The organism is Streptomyces sp. NPDC093586 (genome assembly GCF_044764905.1).
GTDB lineage: Bacteria > Actinomycetota > Actinomycetes > Streptomycetales > Streptomycetaceae > Streptomyces.
On record NZ_JBIWJA010000015.1, the window covers coordinates 18,629 to 33,704 of the forward strand.

General features: G+C 70.6%; 15 protein-coding genes and 1 tRNA gene. 9 read left to right on the plus strand and 7 right to left on the minus strand.

What is annotated here, in order from left to right:
• Nucleotides 1–380: 380 nt before the first annotated feature.
• On the minus strand, nucleotides 381–1,406 hold the full coding sequence (locus ACIRFH_RS17595; RefSeq protein WP_403521466.1) for a hypothetical protein: 1,026 nt from the start codon (nucleotides 1,404–1,406) through the stop codon (nucleotides 381–383).
• Nucleotides 1,407–1,774: 368 nt separating this feature from the next.
• Here ACIRFH_RS17595 and ACIRFH_RS17600 point away from each other — a divergent pair, with 368 nt between their 5' ends.
• Together ACIRFH_RS17600 and ACIRFH_RS17605 are read left to right on the plus strand one after the other, a co-directional pair.
• Nucleotides 1,775–2,146: a helix-turn-helix domain-containing protein gene (locus ACIRFH_RS17600; RefSeq protein WP_403521468.1), complete on the plus strand. Its 372-nt coding sequence runs from the start codon at nucleotides 1,775–1,777 to the stop codon at nucleotides 2,144–2,146.
• A gap of 11 nt (nucleotides 2,147–2,157) precedes the next feature.
• Nucleotides 2,158–2,712 carry an ImmA/IrrE family metallo-endopeptidase gene (locus ACIRFH_RS17605; RefSeq protein WP_403521470.1) on the plus strand — a complete coding sequence of 185 codons (555 nt, stop codon included), beginning with the start codon at nucleotides 2,158–2,160 and terminating at the stop codon, nucleotides 2,710–2,712.
• Between the two features lie 265 nt (nucleotides 2,713–2,977).
• On the opposite strand, the gene ACIRFH_RS17610 is transcribed toward ACIRFH_RS17605, so the two are convergent.
• From ACIRFH_RS17610 to ACIRFH_RS17620, 3 genes are all read right to left on the minus strand, one after another.
• Nucleotides 2,978–3,051, minus strand: a tRNA-Pro gene (locus tag ACIRFH_RS17610).
• A 67-nt stretch (nucleotides 3,052–3,118) separates the two neighbouring features.
• On the minus strand, nucleotides 3,119–3,832 hold the full coding sequence (locus ACIRFH_RS17615) for a Pr6Pr family membrane protein (RefSeq protein ID WP_403521472.1): 714 nt from the start codon (nucleotides 3,830–3,832) through the stop codon (nucleotides 3,119–3,121).
• 64 nt (nucleotides 3,833–3,896) lie between these two features.
• Nucleotides 3,897–4,832, minus strand: a complete 936-nt coding sequence (locus ACIRFH_RS17620; RefSeq protein WP_403521474.1) for a metallophosphoesterase — start codon at nucleotides 4,830–4,832, stop codon at nucleotides 3,897–3,899.
• 109 nt (nucleotides 4,833–4,941) lie between these two features.
• Here ACIRFH_RS17620 and ACIRFH_RS17625 point away from each other — a divergent pair, with 109 nt between their 5' ends.
• Nucleotides 4,942–5,406, plus strand: coding sequence for a GatB/YqeY domain-containing protein (locus ACIRFH_RS17625; RefSeq protein WP_189229972.1), 465 nt, complete (start codon nucleotides 4,942–4,944; stop codon nucleotides 5,404–5,406).
• A gap of 74 nt (nucleotides 5,407–5,480) precedes the next feature.
• Here the strand turns inward: ACIRFH_RS17625 and ACIRFH_RS17630 are convergent, their stop codons facing one another.
• Complete coding sequence (locus ACIRFH_RS17630; protein ID WP_403521476.1) at nucleotides 5,481–7,784, minus strand: transglycosylase domain-containing protein; 2,304 nt, start codon at nucleotides 7,782–7,784, stop codon at nucleotides 5,481–5,483.
• A gap of 460 nt (nucleotides 7,785–8,244) precedes the next feature.
• On the opposite strand from ACIRFH_RS17630, the gene wblA reads away from it, so the two are divergent.
• A complete protein-coding gene (gene wblA / locus ACIRFH_RS17635; RefSeq protein WP_188185285.1) occupies nucleotides 8,245–8,583 on the plus strand; it encodes a transcriptional regulator WblA in 339 nt (112 codons plus the stop codon).
• Nucleotides 8,584–8,697: 114 nt separating this feature from the next.
• Here the strand turns inward: wblA and ACIRFH_RS17640 are convergent, their stop codons facing one another.
• Both ACIRFH_RS17640 and ACIRFH_RS17645 read right to left on the minus strand, forming a co-directional pair.
• Entirely contained in the window at nucleotides 8,698–10,092 is a 1,395-nt protein-coding gene (locus ACIRFH_RS17640; protein ID WP_403521478.1) for an ArsA family ATPase, read from the minus strand.
• Nucleotides 10,089–11,066 carry an ArsA family ATPase gene (locus tag ACIRFH_RS17645; RefSeq protein WP_403521480.1) on the minus strand — a complete coding sequence of 326 codons (978 nt, stop codon included), beginning with the start codon at nucleotides 11,064–11,066 and terminating at the stop codon, nucleotides 10,089–10,091. Before ACIRFH_RS17645 ends, ACIRFH_RS17640 begins: the two co-directional genes overlap by 4 nt.
• 106 nt (nucleotides 11,067–11,172) lie before the next feature.
• On the opposite strand from ACIRFH_RS17645, the gene ACIRFH_RS17650 reads away from it, so the two are divergent.
• The 5 genes from ACIRFH_RS17650 to ACIRFH_RS17670 all read left to right on the plus strand — a co-directional run bounded on the left by ACIRFH_RS17650 (nucleotide 11,173) and on the right by ACIRFH_RS17670 (nucleotide 15,076).
• Nucleotides 11,173–11,334, plus strand: a complete 162-nt coding sequence (locus ACIRFH_RS17650) for a DUF4177 domain-containing protein (RefSeq protein WP_003975360.1) — start codon at nucleotides 11,173–11,175, stop codon at nucleotides 11,332–11,334.
• Complete coding sequence (locus ACIRFH_RS17655; protein WP_403521482.1) at nucleotides 11,331–11,798, plus strand: RidA family protein; 468 nt, start codon at nucleotides 11,331–11,333, stop codon at nucleotides 11,796–11,798. Before ACIRFH_RS17650 ends, ACIRFH_RS17655 begins: the two co-directional genes overlap by 4 nt.
• 418 nt (nucleotides 11,799–12,216) lie before the next feature.
• Entirely contained in the window at nucleotides 12,217–13,227 is a 1,011-nt protein-coding gene (locus ACIRFH_RS17660) for an alpha/beta fold hydrolase (protein WP_403521484.1), read from the plus strand.
• A 59-nt stretch (nucleotides 13,228–13,286) separates the two neighbouring features.
• Complete coding sequence (locus ACIRFH_RS17665) at nucleotides 13,287–14,231, plus strand: NUDIX hydrolase (RefSeq protein WP_403521486.1); 945 nt, start codon at nucleotides 13,287–13,289, stop codon at nucleotides 14,229–14,231.
• The gene (locus ACIRFH_RS17670) at nucleotides 14,228–15,076 is read left to right on the plus strand and encodes an MBL fold metallo-hydrolase (RefSeq protein WP_403521488.1); all 849 of its coding nucleotides are present in this window, start codon (nucleotides 14,228–14,230) and stop codon (nucleotides 15,074–15,076) included. The genes ACIRFH_RS17665 and ACIRFH_RS17670 overlap by 4 nt, the downstream gene beginning before the upstream one ends.

The window sequence follows — 15,076 nt, forward strand, 5'->3', positions numbered from 1 at the left end:
ACAAGTGTGTGCGGACTATCTCGATGAGGTCCAGCAGCCCTTTAGAACTCGTCCAACGTCGTTCGACCGGATCGAGCGGGTACCAGAGGCAGAGGGCGTCGTCATGCGAGTACCGGTGCTTCGACGGGGCTCCGGGTTTGGCGTGGACCCGTGGGAAGTCTTGGGCCAATTGGCCGTAGGTCGGGTAGGGCGGAACCGCATGGAAGCGGATCCGCACGTCGATTGGGTTTGGCTCGCCTATGACATCGAGCCCGACGAGTTCGTACGTCAGTGAGTCACGGCGGTACGTGTGGCGGAGAGCATCACCGAAGTGTCGCCGTGCGTCACGTTCGAGCGGGGCCCACCAGGCAGGTTGGGTTGCGTACCAAAGGGGCACGGGCTCAGTCTCCCCAGGCCCGGGTCGGCGTTACGAGCCCGGTGGCGAGCCCGAGACCGGAGGCGGCCGGCCCACCTGACCGGACCGTTCGCGCGAGACGGTCGGCTTCTTCTTCCGTGGCGTCAGGCTTTGTGACAAGTTCCGGGAGAACTTGGTGCAGGGCGTGCTGGGCCAAGACTGGCCGCCCTTCCTTCTCATGCGTGATCGCGAGGTCGATGTACTTCCGGGCAGTACAGAGCCTCTTGTGTACGTCGGCACGCGGCATGTTGAGAGGAATCGGGCCCGCTACTCCGGCCGGGTCGGGCGTCGGGCCCTTGTTGATCTCGTCCGCAGCGTAGGTGAAGAAGACCTGCAGGGCGTTGATCAGCGGCATGGGCTCATCGAGGCAGCTGAGGCACAGGGCCTTGATGTTCCAGGAGCACATGGGCTTGCTGTGGGTGCCGTTCCAGTGTTTCAGGAGCCGGACCGTACGTGCGAAGACGACCTTTGTGTCCTCGATGGCCTGCAGCACCATTCGGGTGTGGGCCATTGGATGGGCGCGGTCCCACTGGGCCGCGATCTTCGTGTTCGGGATGTACAGTCCGCGTCCCGATGGGTGTGGGATCGCGGTCATGACATCCGCAGTGAAGTCGGCCTGGCCTGGTGTGACCGGGTCGCCGAAGCGTACGAGGACGGCGCGGCGGCGGCCCTCGACTTCGATGGTGAGCTTGGGGAACTCGTCGTCGAGGCTCTCGTGGATCGCGTCTCGGGCGACCTCCATCAGGGTCATGGCGCTCTTCTTGTTGGGGCCGTAGGGCTCGGCATCCTTCTTCGTTAGCACGACGCCGAGGTCGACGTCGGTCAGGGGGGTGTTGGCGTCACCGTGCGCAACGCTGCCGTTGAAGTAGGCGGTGGAGCCGGGGAAGGCCCGGCGTACGGACGTGGCGAGAAGTCTGCGACGACGCTTGGCCTCGGCGAGTTCCTCGTCGGTCACCTGGATCTTGCGGCGTCCTTCGGCGAGGAGTTGCGCAAGAGACTCTTTTCGAACCATCGGTACCTCCTGGATAGCTGGTGGGCACGAAACTTCGGCCTTCCACTAGCGCGTGACGCCTACTTCTCCCGGCGGACACCCTTGAAGGGTGTGCCGCCTGCTTTTCCATCCATGAAGCGGCCGTCCTCGCCTCGCTTCGTCCACGCCCCAGTCCGGGGGTTGAGGACTTGGCTGCGTCGGGAGACGCTGCCGCGACGGAAGCCCTTGCCGGTGTTCGTAGCCATGTGACCGTCACCCTTCGAGATCGAGACCGGCGATTGCAAAGTCGGAATCAATACCGATCTTGCAATTAGGAGGGTACGGGGATCGCTTCGACTTTCGCAAGTGGTACCTGATGTGCAATCATCTGCCTGGGAGAGGAGGAGATCGTGAGCGAGCGGATTGCGGCAGGGCGGTTTGACGCGGTCGCGTTTCACGCGGCCCTGGATCGCACGCGTCAGGAACGCGGCCTTCTCTGGAAGGACGTAGCTCAGCGAGCTGGTGTAAGCGCTTCGACGTTGACGCGGCTGGCTCAGGGGCGGCGGCCCGACGTGGATGGGCTCGCGGCTCTTGTCACATGGGCCAATCTCAGCGCGGATGATTTTGTTCGCCGAACCGACGAGCCGCGCAGCCAGGACACGTTGACCAAGGTAGCTACGCATCTGCGGGGTGATCGCAACCTCACGCCGGAGGCCGCGGAAGCCCTCGAAGCCCTGATCACCGTCGCCTACAACCAGTTGGTGAACGATCGGCCGGAGTAGGGGAGCTCCCTATGTCGTTGCGTCATGGCTTCAAGGCCGAAGCCAACCGTCTAGCGGTGCAGATGCGGAGGGAGCTGGGGCTTCATCCTGTGTCACCTCTCGCACCCGCCCGACTCGCCGAACACTTGGCGATCCCGGTCAAGACGTTCAGCTCCGCGATAGCCCATGACGCGCGGATCGGTCTACTCCTCACCGGTGAACGGGAAGCCGTGAGCGCTCTTACCGTACATGCGGGGGCACGGCGAGAGATCTGGGTGAACGACTCCCACGATCCGGGGCGGCAAAACAGCTCAGCCCATCACGAAATCGCGCATGCACTCTTGATGCACCCGCCGGGGCCTGCGCTCGACCCCCGCGGTTGTAGGCACTGGGACGGGGAGATCGAAGAGGAGGCCAACTGGCTGGCCGGCAGCCTCCTCATCACCAACGAGGCGGCGTGGTCCATTGTCAGGCGCGGCACCAGCCCTGAGGAAGCGATGCTCCAGTACGGAGTCAGCAGGCAAATGTTGACATGGCGCATGAACATGAGTGGTGCGCGCGGGCGACGTATCCAATCGGCAAGTTGAATGGATCAGCGCTGGCCCTTTGGGCTGCGCACAAGCCCTACGTGCTCACTGCGAGCCACTCCCGCGACAGGTTGTCCGGAGCGCTCAGTTCGCAGTCGTGCACATGAGAGTGATGCAGTGACTTGGTGATCAGGCTCGTGTGGCTGCGGCCGCTTGGGAGGCCCTGACCAAGATCTTCTCCCAGGTTTCTCCCAAACGATCTCCGGAAACCCGTCAGGGGCCTGATCCACTAGGTGGATCAGGCCCCTGACCTGGTACTACGGCGTCGGGGTGGCGGGATTTGAACCCACGACCTCTTCGTCCCGAACGAAGCGCGCTACCAAGCTGCGCCACACCCCGATTGTCGCTGCTCGTCGCGGCGACGTCGTTTACTTTAGCCCACCCGCGCCCGGAGGCGAAATCCGGTTTACCAGCGGCGGCGGAGCGGGTCCGGGCGGAAGTGGTCCAGGGCGACGAGGAGGGCGGCCAGGGCGTAGACGGCGAGGCCCAGGAGGAGGGCGTTGCCGAGGACGCCCTTGTAGCCGTGCTGGTCGACGTCGAGGAAGGGGTAGAGGTAGCGGCCCTCGGTGCCGGGCAGGAGGAGTTCGCCGCGGGCCAGGGAGAAGCCCAGGTAGGCCAGGGGGTAGAGGAGCCACGCGGGGGCCTGGCGCAGGTGCAGGCGGCCGGGGGTGGTCAGCAGGAGCCAGTCCAGGACCGCGGCGGCCGGTGCAGCCGTGCACATGAGGTGGACGGCGGCCGACGGGCTCGCCGCGTCGCCCGGGAGCAGGTGGTGCACCAGGCCGGCGGCGACGGCGTAGAGCAGCGCCGCACCCGTCAGGGCGCCGGACAGCGGACGCCGGGCGGACCAGGCGCGGCGGGCCGAGGCGAGCGCGACCAGTGCCAGCAGGACGCTGCTCTGGACCGCGAAGTGGCTCAGGGACCGGAGGGCCGGGCCGCCGAGGGCCAGCTCGAGCGCCGCGCCGGTCAGCGCCAGCAGCGCGGTGAGTAGCCGGAAGGCGGCGGCCGACGGGCGTCGGACCTGGGGCAGGACCGCGCTCGCCGGGACCGGGGAGGGCAGGAGCCCGGGCGGGCGCGGTATGGCGGGCAGGTCCGGGATGTCCCTGGGTATCGGAGCTGTCATGGCCTCACGCTAGGGAGACCGGACATATCGGACCATACGGGATGGGCCGAGTGGGTTACCCCGGTTACCTCCGCTGCTCGCGCCCCACCAGGGTCAGCAGCGTCGCCTCCGGCGGGCAGGCGAAGCGGACCGGCGTGTAGCGGTTGGTGCCGCAGCCCGCCGACACGTGGAGGTAGGCCGTACGGCCCGCGGACGTGTGCGTGGACAGGCCCTTCACGCGGTCCGTGTCCAGGTCGCAGTTGGTGACCAGCGCGCCGTAGAAGGGGATGCACAGTTGGCCGCCGTGGGTGTGGCCGGCGAGGATCAGGGGGTAGCCGTCCGCCGTGAAGGAGTCGAGGACGCGCAGGTAGGGCGCGTGGACGACGCCCATCGAGAAGTCCGCCGCGCCCGACGGGCCGCCCGCCACCTCCGCGTACCGGTCCCGCTTGATGTGCGGGTCGTCGAGACCGGTCAGCTCGATCGACACGCCCTCGACCTTCAGCGTGCCGCGCGTGTTCGTGAGGTTCTGCCAGCCCGCCGCGTCGAAACCGTCCCGCAGGTCCTCCCACGGGTTGTGGACGGCGCCGACGGCGGCCGGGTTGCCGTTGAGGCCGTGGCGTCCCTGGACCTTCTCGACCAGGTACCGGGCGGGGTTGCGGAGCTTGGGGCCGTAGTAGTCGTTGGAGCCGAAGACGTACGCGCCCGGGAACTCCATCAGCGGGCCCAGCGCGTCCAGCGTCTCCGGGACGCCCTCGGGGTCGGACAGGTTGTCACCGGTGTTGATCACGAAGTCGGGGCGCAGCCCGGCCAGCGAGCGCAGCCAGCGCTGCTTCTTGCGCTGGCCGCCGACCATGTGGATGTCGGAGACCTGGAGCACGCGCAGAGGGCGCATCCCGGAGGGCAGGACGGGGACCGTCACCCGTCGGAGGCGGAAGGAACGGGCTTCAAAGCCCGCCGCGTAGGCCAGACCGGCGGCGCCGACCGCCGTGATTCCCAGGGGTACTCCGTATCGCGCGCGCATACGTCCATCGTGTCAGAAGCGGTGGCCGGAGCCGACCGCGCGGGGACGCATCAGGGGGCCCGGCAAATCAGCAGGCGTTCTTCCCGCCGCACCTGCGACAATCGCACCCATGACCACGCTCAAGTCGAAGCTGCACGACGACCTCAACGCCGCGATCAAGGAGCGCGACGAGCTCCGCTCCTCCACGCTCCGGCTGACGCTCGCCGCGATCACCAAGGAGGAGGTCGCGGGGAAGGAGAAGCGGGAGCTCTCCGACGACGAGGTGCAGAAGGTGATCACCCGCGAGGCGAAGAAGCGCCGCGAGGCCGCCGACGCCTTCGCCCAGGGCGGCCGCCCCGAGCAGGCCGAGCGGGAGAAGGCGGAGGGCGAGGTGCTCGCCGCGTACCTGCCCAAGCAGCTGTCGGACGACGAGCTGAACGCGATCGTCGCCCAGGCCGTCGAGGAGGCGAAGGCGGCCGGTGCCGAGGGGCCGCGGGCCATGGGCGCCGTCATGAAGATCGTGAACCCGAAGGTGGCCGGGCAGGCCGAGGGCGGCCGGGTCGCCGCCGCGGTCAAGAAGCTGCTGGCCGGCTGAGCCGGCCCCACGCGCGCCGACGGCCCCCTTCCCGGTGAGGAAGGGGGCCGTCGGCGCGAGCGGGTGCGGGCGGTTCAGTCGCGCCGGCCGCCGGGGCCGTTGCCGCCGTTGCCCTGGCCCTGGAAGAGATCCCCCCACGCTCCTCCCGGGAAGCCGCCGTCGCCGCCGTTGCCCCAGCCGTCGCCGTCGTCGCCGCCGCCGTCGTTGTTCCCGTCGTCGCCGTTGTCCCCGTCGTTCCGGCCGCCGGGGCCGTTGCCGCCGTCGCCCTTGTCCTTGTTTTTGTCCTTGTCCTTGTCCGTGCCCTTGTCGGCGTCGGGGATGTTGACGAGGGAGAAGCCGGGGGCGGGCTTGCCCTCCAGCGCGCCCGACATCATGCCCTTCCAGATCGGGCCCGGGACCGCGCCGCCGAAGACCTTGTCGTACGGGACGCCGCCGATGGTGATGTCGACCATCCGCCGCTCGTGCTTCGGGTCACCGACCCACACGGCGCCGGCGAGGTTGGGCGTGTAGCCCACGAACCACGCCGCGAAACGCTCGTCCGTCGTACCGGTCTTGCCCGCGCTCGGTCGGCTGTCGAGGCCGGCCTCCTTACCCGTACCGTCCTCGACGACGCCCTTGAGGAGCGTGGTGACGGTGTCGGCCGTGGTCTCGGACATCGCGCGCGAGCACGTGGACTTCGGGACCGGGAGCGACTTGCTCTTGTTGCCGATCCGCTGGCTGATCGACTCGATGGCGACCGGCGTGCAGTACATGCCGCGCGAGGCGAAGGTCGCGTACGCGCTCGCCATGGTCAGCGGGGTCACCTCGGTGACGCCGAGGGCGATGGACGGGGTCTGCTCCAGCTTCTTGCCGTTGGCGCGCTGGACGCCCATCTTCTCCGCCATCTGCGTCACCGGGCAGATACCGATGTCGCTGATCATCTGCACGTAGTAGGTGTTGACCGACTTGGCGGTCGCTTCCTTCATGTCGTACGGGCCGACCTCGGACTCGTTCTCGTTGGTCAGCTCGACGTTCTTCTCGTTCCACCTCTTGCCGTCGCAGGCCGCGACCGGGGTCGGGTAGTCCATCTTGTACGGCGAGGAGTACTGCTTCGTCGCCGGCATCCCGCCCTCGAGGGCCGCCGCGGCCACGATCGGCTTGAACGTCGAGCCCGGCTGGAAGCCCGCGCCGCCGCCCATGGCCTGGTTCACCGACAGGTTGAGCGTCGTCTCGTACTGCTTGGCGTCGACGCCGTACGGACGTGACTGGCCCATCGCGACGATCTTGCCGGTGCCGGGCTGGACGATGGTCGCGGCGGTCGCCACGTCGTCGCTCGTGTGGACGTGGTCCTTGATCGACTGCTGGACCGACTTCTGGGCCTGCGGGTCGAGGGTCGTACGGATGGTCAGGCCGCCCTGGTTCCAGACCTTGGCCCGGGCCTCCTTGGTCTTGCCGAAGACCGGGTCGTTCAGGAACACGGCGCGCACGTAGTCGCAGAAGAAGCTCGCGCCCTTCACGGCCGTGATGCAGCCGTTCTTGGGCCGGCTGACCTTCAGCCCGAGCGGCGCCTTCTGCGCCTTGTCCGCCTCCGCCCGCGAGATGTCGCCGACCTCGGCCATGCGCGCCAGCACCACGTTGCGCCGCTTGGTGGCCTCGGCCTCGTCGTTGACCGGGTCGTAGCGGGTCGGCGACTGGACGAGGCCGGCCAGGAGGGCGGCCTCCTGGAGGTTGAGGTCCTTGGCGTTCTTGGAGAAGTAGCGCTTGGCGGCCGCCTCGACCCCGTAGGCCTGCTGGCCGAAGAAGGTGATGTTGAGGTAGTTCTCGAGGATCTTCTGCTTGCCCAGCTCCTCCTCGACCTGGATCGCGAACTTCAGCTCGCGGATCTTGCGGCCGATGGTCTGCTGGGTGGCCTGGGCGACCTTCGTCGGGTCGTCACCGGCCTCCTCGACGAAGACGTTCTTGACGTACTGCTGCGTGAGCGTGGACGCGCCCTCGGACACCCCGCCGTTGCGGGCGTTGTTGTTGAGCGCGCGCAGCACGCCCTTCAGATCGACCGCGCCGTGCTGGTAGAAGCGCGAGTCCTCGATGGCGACGATCGCCTTCTGCATGTAGGGCGAGATGTCCTTCAGGCCCACCACCGTGCGGTCGCGCGAGTAGACGGAGGCGATGGTGCCGCCCTCGGCGTCGAGGATGGTGGTGCGCTGGCTCAGCGGGGGAGTCTTCAGGTTGGCCGGGAGTTCGTCGAAACTCTCCACCGAACCCTTGGCGGCCAGCCCCAGCGCGCCCACCGCCGGCAGCGCGATGCCGGCCAGGACGGCTCCCGCGAGCACACTGACACCGAGGAACTTGGCGGCCTGCTGCGTTGGCGACAGACCACCGCCCGAGCGCTTCTTTGGCATGGGGGCAGCCTACGTTCTCATTCGCCGGACACGCGTATATGCCTTGGCCTAAGCTGCACTCGACTGTCACAGCGGTGAGGCCACGTATCAATACGTCCGGCGACCCCGAATCGTTCCGGACCCGCTCGACTTTCTTCCGAGAGGCCCCGCCGGGGGCGCGTTGGTGTGTGCGAGCGCGTGCCCACGGCTCGGGGGATGCGTGTCCGGATCCACCTTGTGTGTCACGTGGTGTCCGTTGTGGCGCACCAGAGATGACCCGGATGCCGGGATCGTCGCGCATGTCGTCGGCTCACTCCCCCGGGTGATCTGCCGCTTACGCATAGTCCGTTCGGGCCATTCAAGATTGGGCCCGAAGGGGGTGTTGCGCTGTGCCCGCCTTCCGTAACGTCCTCAACTGGCGGCGGTGAATATGCCGCTGCCGCCGTGGGGGAGCCTCGATTCGGGAGAGGACGGCGCCGGTATGGGCTGGGTAACCGACTGGAGTGCGCAGGCCGCCTGCCGCACTACTGATCCGGACGAACTGTTCGTTCAAGGAGCAGCGCAGAACAGGGCCAAGGCGGTGTGCACCGGATGTCCGGTGCGGACCGAGTGCCTGGCCGATGCGCTCGACAACCGCGTCGAGTTCGGCGTGTGGGGAGGCATGACGGAGCGGGAGCGCCGCGCACTGCTGCGCCGGCGGCCCACCGTGACCTCCTGGCGCCGACTGCTGGAGACGGCGCGGACGGAGTACGAACGAGGGGCCGGCATCGTGCCCCTCGACGACGACGAGGTCTACGAGAACTACGCGGCCGTGGGCTGAGGCGGCCGGGGGTGCTCCTCGGAAGCGGACGCCCCGGTCAGGTCGGGCACTTGGTCGGACACCTGGACGGAGACCTGTTCAGGGGTCGGGTCGGCGGTCGGGACGGCGGTCGGATCAGGCCCCGGGCTCGGGCAGCTCGGGCCGGCCCGTCGCGAGACGGTCCCCGATGTACCGCAGCCCCGCCAGGTCGTGCACGTCGCCGGGCAGCGCGGCCACTTCGGTGACCGCGACCTCGGGGTGACGCGCGGTGAAGCGGTCACGCGTGCGCTGCTCGCGGGCGAGCAGGTGCATCCGCTCGGCGTGGAGCCTCAGCAGGCCCGCGGCGAGCTGGTCCACGGATCGCTCCGGCGCGTCCGGATCCTCGGGGGTGTCCTTCGACCGGTCGGCATCGGAGGTGGCTCCGGTGGGTGTTCCGGCGTGCGTTCCCGCAGGGGCCTCGGCGGGGTCCTCGGTGTCGGGAGTATCTGAACTGCCATACGTTTCGGGAGAGTTACGAACTTCAGCTTTCCCGTCGTCCTGATCCACAATGCGGGAGTCCTCAAGATTTTCCGCGGCGGCGAGCGCCCGCTCGGCCGACAGCCCGTCGGCGCCGCTGCCGTGGACGCGGTTGAGCACCAGACCGGCGAGCGGCATGTCCTCGGCCGCCAGCCGCTCCACGAAGTACGCGGCCTCGCGCAGCGCGTCCCGCTCCGGCGCCGCGACCACCAGGAACGCCGTCCCCGGCGCCTGGAGCAGCTTGTACGTGGCGTCCGCGCGGGTACGGAACCCGCCGAACATCGAGTCCATCGCGGCCACGAACGTCTGGACGTCCTTCAGGAACTGCCCGCCGAGCACCTTCCCGAGGACACCGGTCATCATCGACATGCCGACGTTGAGGAACTTCATGCCGGCCCGGCCGCCGACCTTCGCCGGGGCCAGCAGAACGCGGATCAGCTTGCCGTCCAGGAAGGACCCGAGTCGTTTGGGCGCGTCCAGGAAGTCCAGCGCCGAGCGGGACGGCGGCGTGTCGACGACGATGAGGTCCCACTCGTCCCGCGCCCGCAGCTGCCCCAGCTTCTCCATCGCCATGTACTCCTGCGTGCCCGCGAAGCCCGCCGAGAGCGACTGGTAGAAGGGGTTGCGCAGGATCGCCGCCGCCCGCTCGGGGTCCGCGTGCGCCTCGACGATCTCGTCGAAGGTGCGCTTCATGTCGAGCATCATGGCGTGCAGCTCGCCGCCCGCCGAGTCGTCGACGCCCTTCACCCGGCGCGGGGTGTTGTCGAGCGAGTCGATGCCCATGGACTGGGCGAGCCGCCGGGCCGGGTCGATGGTGAGGACGACCACCTTGCGGCCCCGCTCGGCCGCGCGCAGCCCGAGGGCCGCCGCGGTGGTCGTCTTGCCGACGCCGCCCGAGCCGCAGCACACCACGATGCGCGTCCTCGGATTCTCCAGCAGTGGATCGATGTCCAGCACACGCGCGGCGGAGAGACGACGGCCGCTCTCCCCGCGCCGGTCCGGTTCCGGACTCATGCGATCCCCTGCTTCCGCAGCTCGGTGGCCAGTTCGTACAGGCCCGCCAGATCCATTCCCTCGGCGAGCAGTGGCAGTTCGTGCAACGGCAGGTCCAGTGCGCCCAGGGCCGCCCGCTGCTCCTGCTCCAGCGCGTACCGCTCCGCGTACTCGTGGGCCTGCGCCAGCAGCGGGTCCACCAGCCGCTCGGCGTGCCCGCCCCGCCGCGCCCCGCCGAGCCCGGCCCCGGACAGGGACCGTGCGAGCGCCGTGCGCGGTGTGGTGCGTACGAGTTCCAGATCGGTCGCGTCCAGCAGCGCGGGCCGGACCATGTTGACGACGACCCGCCCCACCGGCAGCCGGGCCGCGCGCAGCTCGGCGATGCCGTCCGCGGTCTCCTGGACCGGCATCTCCTCCAGCAGCGTCACCAGGTGCACGGCCGTCTCCCGCGACTTCAGCACCCGCATCACGGCCTGCGCCTGATTGTGTATCGGGCCGACCTTGGCGAGCCCGGCGACCTCGTCGTTCACGTTGAGGAAGCGCGTGATGCGCCCGGTGGGGGGCGCGTCCATGACGACGTAGTCGTACGCGAAGCGCCCGCTCCTGTCCTTGCGCCGCACCGCCTCGCAGGCCTTTCCGGTCAGCAGGACGTCCCTGACCCCGGGCGCGATGGTGGTCGCGAAGTCGATCGCGCCGAGTTTCTTCAGGGCCCGTCCGGCGCTGCCCAGTTTGTAGAACATCTGGAGGTAGTCCAGAAGGGCCAGTTCGGGGTCGATGGCGAGGGCGTACACCTCCCCGCCCCCGGGAGCGACGGCGATCTTCCGCTCCTCATAAGGCAGCGCCTCCGTTTCGAAGAGCTGCGCGATGCCCTGGCGACCCTCGACCTCGACGAGAAGCGCGCGCTTCCCCTCGGTGGCCAGGGCCAGCGCGAGGGCCGCGGCCACCGTGGTCTTGCCGGTTCCGCCCTTGCCGCTGACGACCTGGAGCCTGCTCACGTATTCGAGCGTAACCAGTCCGCCCGCGGAGTACTCCGGAGGCTGGGGAGAACGTGGCATCGGTCGGCCGTCGAGGGCGCCCCGGGCAGCGGCTAGAGTCGGCCGCATGACCAAGTGGGAATACGCAACCGTGCCGCTGCTCGTCCACGCCACGAAGCAGATCCTGGACACCTGGGGCGAGGACGGCTGGGAGCTCGTCCAGGTCGTGCCCGGGCCGAACAACCCCGAGCAGCTCGTGGCCTACCTGAAGCGGGAGAAGCAGGCGTGAGCGCCGTCGAGGAGAAGCTGGCCGAGCTCGGCCTGACACTGCCCGAGGTCGTCCCGCCGCTGGCCGCCTACCAGCCGGCCGTGCAGACCGGCCGGTACGTGTACACCTCCGGCCAGCTGCCGATGGTGGACGGCAAGCTCTCCGTCACCGGCAAGGTGGGCGGCGAGGTCACGCCGGAGGAGGCCAAGGACCTGGCCCGCCTCTGCGCGCTGAACGCCCTGGCCGCGGTGAAGTCCGTCGCCGGTGACCTCGACCGCGTCGCGCGCGTCGTCAAGGTCGTCGGCTTCGTCGCCTCCGCGGCCGACTTCACCGGCCAGCCGGCCGTGGTCAACGGTGCCAGCGAGCTGCTCGGCGCGGTCCTCGGCGACAAGGGCGTGCACGCCCGCAGCGCCGTCGGCGTGGCGGTCCTGCCGCTGGACGCGCCGGTGGAGGTCGAGATCCAGGTCGAGCTCGACCAGGCGTGACGGGCCGCGGCGGACGCGCCGGCAGCACGGTTCGGCGGAACGCCGGGGTGTGAGGCCGGGGCCTGCCGCCCCCGGATACCCGGCGCCGACCGGCTGTCGCGCCGGCTGCCGTTCCGTACGGGCCCGGTTCCCGTTCCGTACGGGCCCGGTTCCCGTTCCGTACGGGCCCGGTTCCCGTTCCGTACGGGCCCGGCTCGTCTCCCGGGCCACTCGAAGGCTCCGCCGACCGGGCGCCGTCGGTCCGCCTCGACCGGCCGGCCAGGCCCCGCCGTTTTGCCGAACCGGCAACAAGCCTGGCCCCCGCCCGAGCCGTCCTCGCAGGATGGGCGCCGGTGCCCCCGTGCGGCGCGGGAACCGGCGTCCGCCGGGCCCGGGGCCCGCCATCGGCGCCGTACCGACCGACGTGTCCGGAGGAACCATGCCGCAGCCGCCCGTGACCGATCAGCTCCCCGTCCACCGTCTCGTGCCGTCACCGGCGGGCCGGACCCACCTGGTGGAGCAGGGCGACGGGCCCCTGGTCCTGCTCGTCCACGGCTTCCCGGAGTCCTGGTACTCCTGGCGCCGCCAGCTGCCCGCCCTGGCAGCCGCGGGCTTCCGCGCCGTCGCGATCGACGTACGCGGCTACGGGCGCTCCTCGCGCCCCGACGCGGTGGACGCGTACCGGATGCTCGACCTGGTGGCGGACAACGTCGCCGTGGTCGAGGCCCTGGGCGAGCGCTCCGCGGTGATCGTCGGCCACGACTGGGGCGCGACGATCGCCGCGCACTCCGCGCTGCTGCGGCCCGACGTGTTCCGCGCGGTCGGCCTGCTGAGCGTGCCGTACACCCCGCCCGGCGGGCCGAGGCCCAGCGAGGTCTTCGCCGGCATGAGCGACCCCGCCGGCCCCTTCGCCGGGCAGGAGTTCTACGTCTCCTACTTCCAGGAGCCCGGCCGGGCGGAGGCGGAGATCGAGCCCGACGTACGCGGCTGGCTCGCCGGCTTCTACGCCGCCCTGTCCGCCGACACCATGCCGGGCCCCGCGGCACCCGACCCGCACTTCGTCGCGACCGGCGGCAGGCTGCGCGACCGCTTCCCGGCCGACGGCCGGCTGCCGGCCTGGCTCACCGAGGAGGACCTGGACGTCTACGCCGGCGAGTTCGAACGCACCGGCCTGACCGGCGCCCTCAACCGCTACCGGAACATGGACCGCGACTGGGCCGACCTGGCGGCACACCAGGGCGCCCCGGTCACCCAGCCGTCCCTGTTCCTCGGCGGCGCCCTGGACGCCTCCACCACCTGGCTGTCCGACGCGATCGCCGCGTATCCCACGACCCTGCCCGGCCTGACCGCCTCGCACCTCATCGACGGCTGCGGCCACTGGCTCCAGCAGGAGCGTCCCGAGGAGACGAACCGGCTGCTCACCGACTGGCTGGCCGCCCTCCCCGGCTGACGCCCGCCCGGCCCCGGGAACCACTCGAACATCCGCCCGTCACCGGATAGCCTCCGGCCATGGCGAATGGGCAGTGGTACCCCCCGGAGTGGCCGGACCGCATCCGCGCGCTGGCGGACGGCACGCTCACCCCCGTCACCCCGCGGCGCGCGGCCACCGTCATGCTCCTGAAGGACACCGGCGCCGGACCCGCCGTCCACATGCTGCGCCGCCGCGCCTCGATGGCGTTCGCCGGGGGCGCGTACGCGTACCCCGGCGGCGGCGTCGACCCGCGCGACGACGACCGCGACATCGGCTGGGCGGGCCCCACGCGCGCGTGGTGGGCGGACCGGCTCGGCGTCGACGAGGCGGGCGCCCAGGCGATCGTCTGCGCGGCCGTACGGGAGACGTACGAGGAGGCGGGCGTCCTGCTCGCCGGCCCCGCCCCCGGCTCGGTGGTGGGTGACACGACGGGCGCGGACTGGGAGGCCGACCGGGCCGCCCTGGTCGCCCGGGACCTGTCGTTCGCGGAGTTCCTGGACCGCAGGGGCCTCGTCCTGCGCTCCGACCTGCTGGGCGCCTGGGCCCGCTGGATCACCCCGGAGTTCGAGGCCCGGCGCTACGACACGTGGTTCTTCGTGGCCGCCCTCCCCGAGGGCCAGCGCACGCGCAACGCCTCCACGGAGGCCGACCGGACGGTGTGGATCACCCCGGCCGACGCGGCGGCCGGGTACGACAAGGGCGAGCTGCTGATGATGCCGCCGACCATCGCGACCCTGCGCGCGCTCGCGGAGTGCGGTACGGCGGCCGAGGCGCTCGCGTCGGCGCCGGGCCGCGACATGACGCCCGTACTGGCCCGGGCCCGGCTGGTCGAGGGCGAGATCGTGCTCTCCTGGCCGGGGTACGACGAGTTCACCAAGCACGTTCCGAGCGCGGCGCCGGCGACACCGGCCGGCCCGACGCCTTCCGGCCCGACGCCTTCCGGCCCGACGCCTTCCGACCCGACTGGGGGAGCCCCCGCATGACGGACGCAGCAGCACTGCCCGGCCAGCCGCGCGGCGGGGTCCTCTCGGGGCCCGCCACCGCACGCGCGGTGAACGTGCTCGCGCCCAATGCCTCCGCGATGACGCTGGACGGCACGAACACCTGGATCCTCGCCGAGCCCGACTCCGACCTGGCCGTCGTGGTCGACCCGGGTCCGCTGGACGACACGCATCTGCGCCACGTCGTCGCCACCGCCGAGCGGGCGGGCAAGCGCGTCGCCCTCACCCTGCTGACGCACGGTCACCCGGACCACGCGGAGGGCGCCGCGCGGTTCGCCGAGCTGACGCGCACGAACGTGCGGGCACTGGACCCGGCGCTGCGCCTGGGCGACGAGGGGCTGGCCGCGGGCGACGTGATCACGGTCGGCGGCCTGGAGCTGAGGGTCGTGCCGACCCCGGGGCACACCGCGGACTCCCTGTCCTTCCATCTCCCGGCCGACCGGGCGGTCCTGACGGGCGACACCGTCCTGGGCCGCGGTACGACGATGGTGGCCCACCCCGACGGCCGTCTCGGCGACTACCTGGACTCGCTGCGCAGGCTCAGGTCGCTCACGGCCGACGACGGGGTGCACACGGTGCTGCCCGGCCACGGACCGGTCCTGGACGACGCCCAGGGGGCGGTCGAGTTCTACCTCGCCCACCGGGCCCACCGCCTCGCCCAGGTCGAGACGGCGGTGGAGGACGGCTGCCGGACGCCGGACGAGGTCGTCGCCCGCGTGTACGCGGACGTCGACCGTTCACTGTGGCCGGCGGCGGAGCTGTCGGTGCGGGCGCAGCTGGAGTACCTGGGCGAGCACGGGCTCATCCAGCCGCCCGACGGGCTCTAG